Genomic DNA, 13,233 nt, shown 5'->3' on the forward strand with positions numbered 1-13,233 from the left:
AATCAAAACAAAGCAACGGTCAATTGGCGTTTTTCTACCGTCGATGCCCGCACCAAATTCAAGCGTCTCTATCCAACCGCCAGCTTGTCATAATTCATGTGGCAGGCTACTAGCGCATAAAGCAGAATGCCAAGCGGCAGTTGCAGCAGCAGGAAGTAGCGATCGAGCCAGAGATAGAACGGATCACGGGCTAAATCCCGCGCATATTTGCGGTAGGTTTTGGCTGCAAAGAATTCGGCGCGGGGGTACAGAATCCAGAGGATATGGCTCCACCAAAAACCGCGACGGGCAGAGTAGGGATCTTTGTCGATGTCTTCGGCAAAGGCATGATGCTGACGATGCCCTGCCACCCAAAAGATCGGACCGCCCTGAAGGGCGAGGGAGCCAATCAACGCGATTCCATACTCCAGCAGTTTGGGCACCTGAAAGCTGCGGTGCGTCAGTAGGCGATGATAGCCCAGGCAAATGCCAATGCTGCCAAATAGCCAGTACAGCGCGATCGTCACCCCCAGGGCTGACCAGGAAAAGAACCAGGGAGCGAGCAGTGCGATCGCGTGGATTGTTCCAAAGAAGAAGACGCTGCGCCAATTGAGGGCGAGCGGCTTTGAGCCTGCCTGGGCAGACGGAAGCATTTGAGTTGTCATAAATTGCCCCAATAGATGAAGATTGAAATGCTCAAGCGCGATCGACGCCATGTACACCGGCTTCGATCAAATACACTTGCGGTAGCAATGCGGCGACCAAGTTGGAGAAAAGCCGCTATATTGAATGCAAGTGTTGCTTACATTCTTACTGTAACAGCAATTTCTGTTTTTGTGCAAGTGCTACTTGCATTTTTGTGATGTCCGATCGACCCCGCTCTAGTGAACGCTTGCTCCAAGCGGCTGTGCAGCTCTTTGTATCTCAAGGCATTACTGCCACGACCACTCGACAAATTGCAGAACTCGCAGGCGTCAATGAAGTCACACTGTTCCGGCAGTTCGGCAATAAGCAAGGCTTGCTGCTCGCGATTCTCAAAGATGGCGTACTGCTTACACCTCTAGGCGCAGCATTAGGCCAGCAGGCAGCTCAAGCCACCAATTTTGAAGAGGCACTTAAACACTATGGGCAAATGCAGTTAGCGGCGATCGATGGAGCCCCTGAACTATTGCGATCGCTGATTGGCGAAGCAGGGCAGTATTCCAGCGAAACGGCACAAGCCCTGGGGCAAACGCTTCAGGAAATCAACTGCTATACCGCTGAGTACTTAGCAACCGTGCTCCAGCATCAGCCGCCCCCGTCTCTCCCCATTGCCGCGATTGCCGCCTTGCTCAACCGTTTGCTGCTAGGAGATGCTGTCTTGAATGCAACTGCACCTTCGGATGGGCTGCGGCAAGACCGAGCCGAATTTCTAGATCAATTGGTAATGCTATTTCAGTCGGGGGCACTGATATCGTCTCCTCATGTTCTAAGTTCGTCTCCTGCTCTGATCACTGAAGCTGATTTACCTGATGGGATTGTGCATTCGCTGCTCCAGCAGGCTAAAAAAACTAGCCTTCAGGATTACGCGATTGCCTACGTTTTGTTTGCGGCAGGGTTGAGTGCTGCCGAAGTTGCGGGGTTGAGCCGATCGCACTTGCAAATCGATCCGCATCAGATGCTGCTGAAAATCGATCGCGGTGAACTGCACCAGGTGCCTTTGAACCAATGGATTTTAGGACAACGCTACGGTTCCCACAAGCGCAATCCGCTGACGCAATGGCTGAAAAGCCGTAAAGATGATCAGTCAGCAGTGTTCATCAATGAAGCGGGTCGCTCCCTCTCAGAAGTGGAAGTCCGGCTGCGCTGGCAGGAATGGACAGCAAATTTGTCTACGAACCAGCCGCCTGTAATTGAGCAGGCACAATCCACCTGGTGCGTCGAGATGTTGACGCGGGGCATGAATCTGGAGGAGTTGAGCTTACTGACAGGATTTTCGATTGCACAGCTCCAATCCTCTCTGCAACGAGCGAAAGAAAAAGCTGTGCTAGAGCGTGTCTTGCAGCTTGACCAGAAGCTTGGCAAGAATGCGACTCCATGAGATTGTGCGCGATTGGATCAACAATGCCTTCGCTTGCATCCTCAAGGTCTCGCCTGCCTTCGCTACAAACTCCTCGTATTGCTCCAAATCGCCCAGAACCTCAAAATGGTTGCAATCCCAGGCAATTGCTTTCAATTTGTCAATCGTTTTGGGCATCAGCTCCTTGTTACAAAGCCGGACCCAGACAGATTACGAGAGCTACGGCTCCACCACCTAGTAAGGTCAGAGAACAGGTTGAGGAGAAGGAATAAATCAACACGAATTCCCATTGGTTAAAACACCTGTGACAACTGGAGGCAGATACAGATATGGCAACTCAACTTCAGGTAGGATTAGTGGGCTACGGTATTGCGGGGCGAGTGTTTCATGCACCCATAATCAATGCTGTTCCCGAACTGAAGCTAACGAAAATTGTGGAACGTCACGGTGAAGCTTCCCGCCAGCGTTATCCGTGGGTCGAAGTCGTTCAGGATATCGATGCCCTATTAAACGATGCTGCGATCGATTTGGTGGTGATTGCTACGCCGAATTCATCCCACTTTGATCTGGCAAAACAGGCACTATTAGCAGAAAAGCATGTCGTCGTCGATAAACCCTTCACGACTACTTCAGCTCAAGCACAGCAGCTAATTCAGCTTGCTCAGCAAGCTCAAAAGGTCTTGAGCGTGCATCACAATCGCCGCTGGGACGGAGATTTTCAAACGGTTCAACAGATCGTCAGGCAGGGACATTTAGGGCAACTGGTGGAATATGAAGCGCACTACGATCGCTTTAGAAACACTCTAAAACCCGGAGCATGGCGGGAAGCGTCAGAACCGGGAAGCGGTATTCTGTTTGATCTGGGATCACATCTGATCGATCAGGCGCAGGTTCTGTTCGGTCTGCCCCAGGCAATTACGGCAGACGTTCGAGTGCAAAGAGCAGGGGCAACCACCGATGATTATTTTGAGGTTGGGTTGGACTACGGAAATTTGAAAGTGACCTTGAAAGCCGGAATGCTGGTGAGAGAGCTGGGACCGCATTTCATTTTGCATGGCACCAAGGGATCGTTTGTGAAATACGGCATGGACCCGCAAGAAGGAGCACTACGGCATGGACTCACTCCCGCTGAATCAGATTGGGGAGAGGAGCCACAAGTGCAGTGGGGGACATTAAATACTGAGATTGATGGGTTACACTTCTACGGACAAATCGAGACAGTGCCGGGATGCTATCAGGCATTCTACGAAAACATTTATCGGGCGATCGTGCAAGGGGCAGAACTTGCTGTGAAGCCCGAAGAAGCGAGAAATACGATTCGCATGATTGAATTAGCCCTTGCAAGCAGTCGGGAGAAATGTACAAAAGTCTACAAAGACCCGGATGAAAGACAGTAGCGAAGTAGCTCATAGCGATCGGTGATGGCATTCATTTCAGACGCTCATTTCTTATCCCTTTACTTCCAGCGCGTTGGTGTTGATGCTAGAGAAAGTGTCTATTAAGTTTTATCTATGAGTTTTACGACTGAGATAGAAAAGTTGCCTGCTACTGCTGCATTGACTGCGATCGACGCTGATGCAATTGAGGCTGCTTCTGGGATTGAGTTGTTCAGCTACGTGCTGTGCTGTGTCGCGCAGGGGGCTATCGGCGTGCTCGGCTTTGCTTGTTTGACGCTGATCCCGATCGCCCTTCGTCATGGATTATTCCCCCTTTAGGTGAGATAGCAAAAGTCAGAATGCCCCTGAGTTTCAGGTTTGCTCTGGATTTCCTGTAGCTTGCACAGGTTAAAGAGTAATCCAGAGCAGAAGGGCGAAGACCATAGGGACAAATCCTCTGCTTCCCTACTTAGTTCAAGTTGGGCGCAGCTTATCTGTAGCTATGGGAAGTTAACTCTCACCGTCAGTCAAGTCCTCATCTGATTGAACATGAACGAGCTTGATGTGCTTATAGCCCAGCTTAATCTCAAACTCGTCCCCTGGCTTTAGCCCCATCATCTCCGTGTAGGCTTTCCCAATCACAATCTGCCCGTTGGTATGAACAGAAACACGATACGTTGGAGTCCTACCCCTTCCTCCTGCTTGCTCTGGCTCTACCGCTAAGCCCTGAGCCTCCAAAATAGCCTCAATAAACTCCGATAGATTTGCCCTTTCCTTATCTTTTGTCCTTGTAACATAGCCACAAGCTTTTGCCTTCTCCGACTTGGAAAGGGTTGGAATTTCCTTTAATTTGCTCAAAAGAGCTTTGCCTTTTAGAGATTCTGTCGCAACTGCCATTATTGACCAAGTTCTGAATATAACTACCGTCTCTGCTTCCTCAGCTTAACCATATTCTCATGCAAGTTCTGGGCAAAAATCTGAACCTAGATCCATAACATCCCCAGAACCAATTGAGGATGCGGATGAAATATCCACTAGCACACTCTCCCCAACTCCTCTACAAATACCTGATGCTCTGGCGATCCCAATCCCGCTTGTAGCACCTCCAGCACATGTGCCATTTGATTACTTAATAGAGCTGGCACAGCTAACCATAATCCTGGGAATGTTTGACTGCGGATAATTCCCGCTGCATCTGAAGGGAGCCGTTGATACTCCCCCTCCGTGAGAACAAACCATTCGAGTTGGTTCTCATAGGACTGCCAAACGATGTACTCCAACACCCCGTTGCGGCGATACACCTGCTTCTTGATGCCCGTATCGATAGCAGCGCTGCTGGTTGCGATTTCGACAATCAATTCAGGCGATCCCTCAATGTAGCCGTCACTGCTAATTCGCGTTTGCCCTTCTGCTGCCGATTCTATAAACAGCACTGCATCAGGCTGCGGTTCATTGTCCAGATCGAGTCGCACGGTTGGCGCATCGCTTAGGTCAACGCCAGGAGTCATTGCCTAATAGACACCGAGCCAGGTGATGATGCGACTGTGGGGTTTACCGTGCTGCTCATGTCGTAGAGGAGATGCCACGTAAACAATGCCTTCGATCAATTCTGCTTTGCGGATATGAGGGGCTGTGGCATAGCGTCGCTCAAATTCCGGGCGCGTTAGATGATCACCGCTTTGCAAAGGTGGGCAATCCAGCACTGAATTTGATTGCGCTTGAGGAGATTGTTCACGCACCATTTGCCGAACCTCAAAATCGCGACACAGGGTTTAATCTAGCAAATTCCAGATCTACCAACACACTGCTTGGCGATCGACTGCATCTGGCTGACGATCGTTGATTACTACGTCAATAGTGCTTTGGTCTTCGTCAGCAAGCTTTCCAGCTTGGAGCATTCTTTGGGCAGAAGTCGTCTTAGATTTGTCTGAGGCAAGATAATGGTAGACCTGGAATCTTAGAAACTCCAAAGTTCACACTGCTACTGCCTCAGTCTGTAGCTGTCCTACATTCAGAACCGCGATGAGATAGAGTGCGATGCTCAACGATGCCGAAATAACGGATGCAGCGGGGAGACGTCTTTTTGCTGATGCCAGCGGCAGTCGCCGGATCGCTAACCAGATTGTCGATTCCTTGCTCAAACCGAATCATCAATCCAGCCACAGTTTAAGCAGTCCAAATGCACTTGAACTGGATGGGTTGAACTAATCGGCATCTCACAATTCGGACACCGCCCTGTAAAAAGGGGGTGGGTATCGAGTAAATCCAGTTGCTCCATCAACGTGCGTTGCCTAGGCTGTAGAACCAACTCTCCGTTGTAATAAGCTGCCCCTTCTGGTTGCCATTGTTCCTCCGCCTCGGAAGGTGGAGCGATGCAAAGCTGTTCTTCTTGTGGGGCGATCCGCCTTTGGCGGCTGCGCGGAGCGGTCGCCTGAAAGTCAAGGCACTCCTCCGATTCCAAGCCCAACGGGTGCAGCGTGCAGCGGAGATGCGGGTTGTGAGTGTAGAATTCACAGAACCGACACTGCGGCAGGTAGTAGGAATTGGGTGAACTGGGCATCGGTTGACTCAGGCTTGGGGCATTCCTAGTGTTCCCTGCGCTCACGCCCCAAACAACCCTTTTTCATGTTTGCAGTTCTGGGAAAGAGTCTAAGCTTCCAGCAATCGATTTACCAGAACCGATCGAGGTAATGCTCACACCCGAACAATAGCGATCGCGCTTGTGGCTGAACCCGTCATTCCTTCAACAGCCTTGACATTTGATACCAGTTGATCGTGCTGGGTACAACGACCCGCCACTACTACTTCGACAATGCTCTGATAGAACCCGTATGTGAGACAACGAATTGACTCATCTTCATAAATGACAGTGAAAACGCTGGACTGGCAACGCTTTTCCACAACCGCAGTTCCTTCTTTCGCTGCTCCCTTGAAGAAGCAAGGTTTCTTGCTTATGCAGAGTGAGAGACATCAACACCGAGCCTTGCAGGACTAGACAACAGATCAAACTGCTGCCAGGTGCGACTACTTCTGGCACGACTAAGCTCTTTAGGACCATATATGGAGGTCTGCCGTTCTTTGAGAGCCTTCACAACTCTCCGGCAAGTTAGGGCACAGCTAACCGTAGCAAGTAGATCATCCCCCTTCTAAATGCCCCGACGTCCATCGGGTAGGAATTTGTAGTGAAAATGAAACTGCATATCATCTACCTTAAGATAGAGATAAGAAACTGATTTTAATCCTACTTGAGGTATCTTGACAAATCTGAAAGAACTGGAAACAAAAGTACAACCCTTGCTTTAGCCTTAAGGAAAAAATTAGATTTTTCTGTTTTACAACTCTCCTACTTTTGGTAGATGTAGTGAATAAAGTTCGTTCTGATACAGAATTATTATGCTCATGAGTCGAGATGTTATCCCAAACCCGACACTCCAGAGATTGCAGGTGCTTGTAGTCGATGATGATGTCGATACCTGTACTCTGCTCAAGTTTGCCCTAGAAACTTATGGCATCCAGGCTCACGTTGCATCGTCAGCTCGTCAAGCTCTTCAAACCTTTGTTAGCCTCCAGCCTCACCTTCTAATCAGTGATATTGCAATGCCTAATGAGGATGGATACTGGTTGCTCCGCAAACTGAGAGCATTAGAAGCTGGAAAACCCAGCATCACTCCCGCAATCGCCGTCACAGCATGGCACGACGAAGACCAAATTCAATCAAGCGGATTTCACCGCCTTGTCAAAAAACCGTTCAGACTCGATGAACTGATTGGAGCAATTGCAGAGTTAGTGATGCAGTATAACTTAGCAACTTTGACTCCAACTTTGACTCAATTCACCAGGGCTTCGCTGGTTCCTTAATGACCCCTGCTTCCTGATTTTGCCTGAAGGATTACCCTGCTACAGTTTCAACAACTTCGTTCAGTCCAAAAGATTTTGAGAGGTAAGTTTGAAACCCTGCCTTGTAGATGCGTTTCCGACTCACTTCTCGCTCCGAGTCCACGATGATAATTGCCGGAACATGCTCTATCCCTAACGCAGCTTCTTTGTCTCTCCAAAGCTCGATCATCATATACCTATCTTGTGGATGAGCAAATGATTTGGCACAATTAGCAAATAAATGGCGTAAATTCCTGATCTTTTGCCAGGCAGACGTTTTGGACCTCAAGGATAGGATGTTGATGCTCCTTGGCCTGATCTGTCTCAATATCCGAAAGCCTCAGATAATTACAGTTTTGAAGGTTTAGGAAGCGCGCAACTGATTCGCTGATTGTGCAAGTTTTACTGCTCAATCACAACTTCACAATCGGTTAACCAAATTAGCCACAACTGTAATAAATTCTGCTGGCTCAACTGGCTTCGGCACATGCGAATTAAAGCCTGAGGATAACGCTTTGATTCTGTCTTCTGTTCTTGCATAAGCGGTCAGCGCGATCGCTAGAATTCTACCTCCCTGTTCTGGAGCCAACGCTCGAATCTCTTGAATCAGCGTATAGCCATCTTTCCCAGGCATCCCAATATCACTGACTAAAATATCGGGTCGTTGCTCGGAAGTGCTTTGAGACACGATCGCTAAAGCCTCGATTGCCGATCCGGCAGTTATGACTTTTGCGCCGCTTTGCTGGAGCAGTGCGGCTAGTAGCTCACGAGCATCTGGTTCATCATCCACAACTAATACAGTTAAGCCCCCCAATTGAGGAGCCTGAATCAGGGGCACTTGGTCACTGACGGTCGGATGCACTCGCTCTGTATCTGGGGAGGCTGGACGAAAAATGGTAATGGGCAGAACCACTGTAAACGTTGCTCCTTTCCCTTCTCCATCACTATCCGCCCGCACACTGCCTCCATGCAGTTCCACCAAGTGCCGAACGATTGCTAGCCCTAACCCCAACCCACCATGTAATCGGGTCGTTGAGCTATCCGCTTGCTGTAGGCGATCGAACACACAGGGCAAAAAGTCAGGACGAATACCTTGTCCTGTATCACTCACAATCACTTCAACATGAGAATTGACGCGCTCCAACCGGATCTGAACTCGCCCTCCCTTTGGGGTGAATTTCACCGCATTGGATAGCAGATTCCAAAACACCTGCTGCAGGCGATCCGAATCTCCAGAAATAGGTCCAGCATCTGGATCCAAAATACTTTGAATGCGAATATTTTTTGCATCTGCAGCCGGGCGAATCGAATCAATGGCTGCCTCAATCACGGAGACCAGCACCGCAGGGCGTACGTTGAGTCGTAGCTTGCCAGAAATAATGCGAGAGACGTCCAATAAGTCTTCAATCAGCTGATTCTGAACCCTAGCATTGCGCTCGATCGTCTCTAAAGCGCGGTCCGCCATCGCTTCATTCAGTTTTTTAGAGCGCAGCATGGCTGACCAGCCCAGAATGGCATTCAGCGGCGTGCGTAACTCGTGGGAGACGGTTGCTAAGAACTCATCCTTGAGACGATTTGCCTTGGCTAGCTCCTCGGTCTGTTGCCGCAGTAAGGATTCTACCCGTTTGCTCTCCGTCAGGTTAAGGACAAAACAGACCCATGGAGCTTGCTTCCCCTCCAACACTGCGGCTCCAATCAGAACGGGAATCCGGCTACCATCTTTGCGAATGTACTGCTTCTCAAACGGCGTGCAGCGTCCCGTGTTCTGGAGTTCCTGGATAACTCGTTGATCCTGCTCCTGATACTCTGGTGGCGTCATGTTAGACCAGCGGACCAGTCCATTATGCAAGTCCTCACGGCTATAACCAATCATTTCCAGGAACTCATCATTCGCTTCGAGAATCGCCCCACCGGGGTCAGCCAGAATCACCCCAATAATGTTGGACTCGACCAAGCGGCTAAAACGGGCTTCGCTTTGCTTTAATGCAATTTGCTCAACTCTCAGATCTTCTGCTAAAGCTTCAGCCCTGCGTCGCGCCACAACCTGATCAGTGACTTCAAAAGCAAAGGTAATGATTCCTTCTACCTGTCCACGGATGTTATAGGTGGGTTGATAGATGAAGTTGAAAAACCCTTCCTCGCTCCTGCCATCCCCTTGTCGGTCAAAATGGACTTCAACCTCCGTTCCCATATAGGGTTCTTCAGTCTTAAACACATTATCCAACAAATCAAAAATGCCTTGCCCTTCCAAGTCAGGGAACGCTTCTCGCATCGTTTTTCCAATCAGTTCACGATTGCCAACCGTGTGGCAATAGGATGGATTGGCAAACTCAAAGATATGTTCAGGACCGCGTTGAATACAAATCAACGCCGGGGCTTGCATCAGTAGAGAGTAAAGACGATTGCGCTGAACTTCTGCTTCTTGTCGCAGCAATTGCTCCCGCTGTGCTGCTTCCTGTTTTGCCTGCTCTGCTACTTTTTCCTCAGAAATGTCTCGCACTTCGATAATCGTCCCGATCGTGCGATTCCCCTCACGAATGGGACTAGCTGTAAAAGCAACCGGATAAAAATGACCGTCTTTGTGAACGAAGACCTCTTCCCCCTGTTCCCGATTGTTCTTGGGAAACGCCTGGTCGATTGGGCATTCACACAACGGATAAGGGCGACCATCTGGACGCGTGTGGTGAACTACATCATGCAGCGCCCGTCCCTTTGTCTCAGAGAGGCGATAGCCAGTCAAAGCTTCTGCTGCCGGATTCATATAAACGCACTCCTGGCGTTCATCCATGATAAACAGAGCCAGGGTAGCGTTATTACAAACCACTTCCAGCAGACGCTTGTAAAAGTCATCCGTGGGGGCTGCTTGCGGCAACCGATGGTACTCGCTCAACGAAAAAGTAGGCTCAGCTGTCATGCCTGCTGTTCTTGCACCTCTTGAGAATCATTGTCCCCTGCTGGCTCTAGGACTAAAGATGCGAGTTGACCAATTCCAATCTAGTCTACTGCTAAAGGTTGCCATCCTTGTGAAGTGCTGGATATGCTGACCAGTCCACCGTTGCGTAAAGCACCCAGCACCTGACAAGCTGTATTTTTGCTAACTCCTGCCGCTACTGCGATTTCCGCCAGTGAGCGATACTCAGAACCATCGCAACAATCCATCAGCTTCAATGCGAGTTGGTAGGGTTGATCCAGATAAGGACGGATTCGGTTTTGAATCGCATTGGGAAAACAGGAGCGAAACCATTGTAGAAAAGGAGTAGCTGCCTGGATTTTCGCAAGACTTTTAGGGTTCAATTAAAAATCTCCTTGAGTTCAGCAAGTGGAGAAGTTGATTATTTTCCTCAAAGATAAATCAGGGGGATGTCCCCAATAGGGATATGACCTCCTGACGAAATTATGTTTTTCTAAACCACATGTAACCTACCGTTAGATGGATATCGTTTTGACAAAACCTATTATCTAAGGAATGACAACTCCTTGGAAATTATAGATGGATGTTAAGCTTGTTCAAGCAGAGAGACACTCTTCGGATCTGTAGACATGAAGCTGCTCCTCGCTGAATCGTGCTTCTAGAACAGGAAAAAGCTTTTAAGTAACGAGGGTGGGGGATGCGATTGCGATCGACGCAGTAAATTCACTTTCTTGGTTTAATCCTTGCAGCCCTTTTTTCCTTACCCCTATTTGCTTTGCTGCTTGCCGCTGAGACAGCAGTAAAAACGGGAAAGCGTTAAAGGGGCGGCTACCGTCATTGGATGAATGAGGGCTGTGCCCGTCTTGCTGGGCAAGGTTTTACCCATTCGGTATCCCTAAAAGCACTGTTTTTCTTTTTGCCCTTTGCTGTGCCCCCTGTCATGTTCTGATAGGCATTCCTGCCGCAGCCTGACTGCGACCGAGGGTTCACAACCTGTTTCTGGGGTTTAAGTGGGCTACGCTGCTCGCATCCCCGCTCTTGATGCTGCGCCGTGAGGCAGGCTTTGCCTGCCAGGAGGGAGACGATCCGGCGGTTCCTACCTCAGCTATCAGAATTTGTAAAGTTCACTAATCAACCTTACAAACAAAACCAATCCGATCGACTTGTCGCTGCGCTTCGCGTCGTAACGCGGGGCGGTCAGCTTGCCCGCTACGCGAGCACCATAGCGCTACGGCGATCGTTTCACGCTACCGCCAAAGGCGGGTCGACTTGTGGCTGCGCTCCGCCTCGCGTTACAAGGCGGTCGAGTCTGCAACCCTCATTCTTTCGTAAACCTTGTGCCAGAATTGTGCTGGAAATGGGGAGAGGCGAAATGAAAAGGTTGGTGCGGCGGAAAGGGCGATGGACACTGGCAGGTACTGCAATTACTGCTGTCGTTCTGGCTTATGCGTTTATGGGAATTGAGAATGGGCGATTGAAGCTGGTCGATCGCACTGGGTTTAGGGAGGATGAGGAGATTTCCAGAACAGTCGAGAGGAATCCAAGTGGGCAAATTGTTAAAAACACTGAAACAACCAGAATTCAGTCTGGAAAGACCCTTTGGGATTTGCTGAGCTTATTAGGGGTTCCACTTGCTTTAGCAGTTTTGGGCTTTTGGCTTCAGCAAGTGCAGCAGAAACGAGCAGATGAAGATGCAAAATTACAGCAAAAACAGGCAGAAGAAGCTGCCAAAGAAGAAGCACTGCAAGCTTATTTCGATCGGATGTCAGCCCTGTTGATCGATAAGAATGTGATTACAATTGCGGTTAAACTTCGAAAAGCTGATCTGTCAACAGAAATCTCAGAGGATCAGACAGAGCTAGTTGATGCGGCTAGAGATGTAATTCGAGCCATAACATTATCAATACTGCGGAGATTACAAGCAGACAAGTCTCGAAAGGAAAGTGTGATTCGCTTCCTGATTGAGGCAGAAATACTCAGCAAATTGCAGATAGATCTTAGTGGTGCTGATCTTAGCGGAGTCAATCTTAGTAGGGCTAATCTTATAAATGCCAAGCTTGGTGTTACTAATCTCTCCAATGCTGATCTTACTGATGCAGTTCTAGCTAAAGCCGACCTCAATGGTGCTGATCTCACCAATGCTAAACTTGACTACGCTGACCTTAGAGATGCGTCTATCAACGAGATTACACAAATTGATAATAAATGGCGTTTAGTTTGGCAAATTGTTACTTTCAAAAAGGGGCAGAAGCTAAACAACGCTGATCTCCAAAATACTAACCTTAAATCAGTTAATTTCAGGGGTGCTGACCTCAGAAATGCTAATCTCAAAGGTGCTAGACTCTTTGGAACTGATTTCCAAGATGCTGACCTCAGTCATGCCAATCTCCGTGGAGCAAATCTTCTCGGTGCAAAGCTTATGAACGCCAATCTAAGTAACGCGAATCTTAGTGGCGCAACCTTAGCCGTCGCAAATCTAAGTGGTGCTAAACTCAAAAATACTATTCTGTTTCAAGCGATTCTGATTAGCACCAAAGGAATCTTAGAAGATCAACTAACTGGAGCAGATCAACCCCTCCTTTGTGAAACGAAGCTGCCTAAAGAAATAAAAGGTTTATCAAATCGCGATTGCAATCGGCTACCACAGGTGTTACTGGAAAAATACCCACGAACTTTCAAAACTTTAGATCAAGCAAAAACATGGATAGCAGTACAAATTCAATCTAAGAAGGATAAGTTCAATCGTCAGTCTAACTTTTCTGCTGAGTAGCTATCAATTAACATATTCAAATTGGATTGAATATATTAGAAGTTGAGCAATTGTATCAACAAAAAGGGGATAATTCCCTCATTCTATCTGTTCATCAATTTACAGACACGATTAACCCATCTGTCGCGTCTCTCGCTTTTCGGACTCTTATACCAATTTAATGTGAAAGGGCACATAATATGGGCAGTAAAGTCAAGCAGTCAAGCTAACGATGAGCCGTCTATTCAAAATTGAGATTACGGAGAGCGAAGCAGAGCTGAAG

At 48.6% G+C, this 13,233-nt stretch carries 11 protein-coding genes and 2 pseudogenes; 5 read left to right on the plus strand and 8 right to left on the minus strand.

The window, feature by feature from the left end; translation table 11 throughout:
- Positions 1-110: 110 nt before the first annotated feature.
- Positions 111-644, minus strand: a pseudogene (locus tag NDI45_RS28900) (fatty acid desaturase); the annotation flags it as partial.
- A gap of 197 nt (positions 645-841) precedes the next feature.
- Between NDI45_RS28900 and NDI45_RS28905 the strand changes: the two are divergent.
- The 3 genes from NDI45_RS28905 to NDI45_RS28915 all read left to right on the plus strand — a co-directional run bounded on the left by NDI45_RS28905 (position 842) and on the right by NDI45_RS28915 (position 3,753).
- Positions 842-2,059 (plus strand): TetR family transcriptional regulator, encoded by a 1,218-nt coding sequence (locus tag NDI45_RS28905; RefSeq protein ID WP_348249839.1) that lies wholly within the window; start codon positions 842-844, stop codon positions 2,057-2,059.
- Between the two features lie 308 nt (positions 2,060-2,367).
- Positions 2,368-3,435 (plus strand): oxidoreductase, encoded by a 1,068-nt coding sequence (locus tag NDI45_RS28910; RefSeq protein WP_348249840.1) that lies wholly within the window; start codon positions 2,368-2,370, stop codon positions 3,433-3,435.
- A 114-nt stretch (positions 3,436-3,549) separates the two neighbouring features.
- Positions 3,550-3,753, plus strand: coding sequence for a hypothetical protein (locus NDI45_RS28915; RefSeq protein WP_348249841.1), 204 nt, complete (start codon positions 3,550-3,552; stop codon positions 3,751-3,753).
- 171 nt (positions 3,754-3,924) lie between these two features.
- Here the strand turns inward: NDI45_RS28915 and NDI45_RS28920 are convergent, their stop codons facing one another.
- The 4 genes and pseudogenes from NDI45_RS28920 to NDI45_RS28935 form a co-directional block, all read right to left on the minus strand.
- Positions 3,925-4,314: an AbrB family transcriptional regulator gene (locus NDI45_RS28920; protein ID WP_348249849.1), complete on the minus strand. Its 390-nt coding sequence runs from the start codon at positions 4,312-4,314 to the stop codon at positions 3,925-3,927.
- Positions 4,315-4,448: 134 nt separating this feature from the next.
- Positions 4,449-5,156: pseudogene (locus tag NDI45_RS28925) on the minus strand (Uma2 family endonuclease).
- A 51-nt stretch (positions 5,157-5,207) separates the two neighbouring features.
- A complete protein-coding gene (locus NDI45_RS28930) occupies positions 5,208-5,384 on the minus strand; it encodes a hypothetical protein (RefSeq protein WP_348249842.1) in 177 nt (58 codons plus the stop codon).
- 167 nt (positions 5,385-5,551) lie between these two features.
- Positions 5,552-5,974, minus strand: coding sequence for a hypothetical protein (locus tag NDI45_RS28935; protein WP_348249843.1), 423 nt, complete (start codon positions 5,972-5,974; stop codon positions 5,552-5,554).
- An 839-nt stretch (positions 5,975-6,813) separates the two neighbouring features.
- Between NDI45_RS28935 and NDI45_RS28940 the strand changes: the two genes are divergently transcribed.
- Entirely contained in the window at positions 6,814-7,272 is a 459-nt protein-coding gene (locus NDI45_RS28940; protein ID WP_348249844.1) for a response regulator, read from the plus strand.
- Positions 7,273-7,303: 31 nt separating this feature from the next.
- Here NDI45_RS28940 and NDI45_RS28945 read toward each other — a convergent pair whose 3' ends face one another.
- The 3 genes from NDI45_RS28945 to NDI45_RS28955 form a co-directional block, all read right to left on the minus strand.
- Entirely contained in the window at positions 7,304-7,483 is a 180-nt protein-coding gene (locus tag NDI45_RS28945) for a hypothetical protein (RefSeq protein ID WP_348249845.1), read from the minus strand.
- A 228-nt stretch (positions 7,484-7,711) separates the two neighbouring features.
- Complete coding sequence (locus tag NDI45_RS28950; protein ID WP_348249846.1) at positions 7,712-10,204, minus strand: PAS domain S-box protein; 2,493 nt, start codon at positions 10,202-10,204, stop codon at positions 7,712-7,714.
- A gap of 80 nt (positions 10,205-10,284) precedes the next feature.
- Complete coding sequence (locus tag NDI45_RS28955; protein WP_348249847.1) at positions 10,285-10,584, minus strand: hypothetical protein; 300 nt, start codon at positions 10,582-10,584, stop codon at positions 10,285-10,287.
- 989 nt (positions 10,585-11,573) lie between these two features.
- Between NDI45_RS28955 and NDI45_RS28960 the strand changes: the two genes are divergently transcribed.
- Complete coding sequence (locus NDI45_RS28960; protein ID WP_348249848.1) at positions 11,574-12,971, plus strand: pentapeptide repeat-containing protein; 1,398 nt, start codon at positions 11,574-11,576, stop codon at positions 12,969-12,971.
- Positions 12,972-13,233 lie beyond the last annotated feature (262 nt).

The sequence above is a fragment of the Leptolyngbya sp. GB1-A1 genome, assembly GCF_039962475.1.
Classification (GTDB): domain Bacteria; phylum Cyanobacteriota; class Cyanobacteriia; order Elainellales; family Elainellaceae; genus Leptolyngbya_A.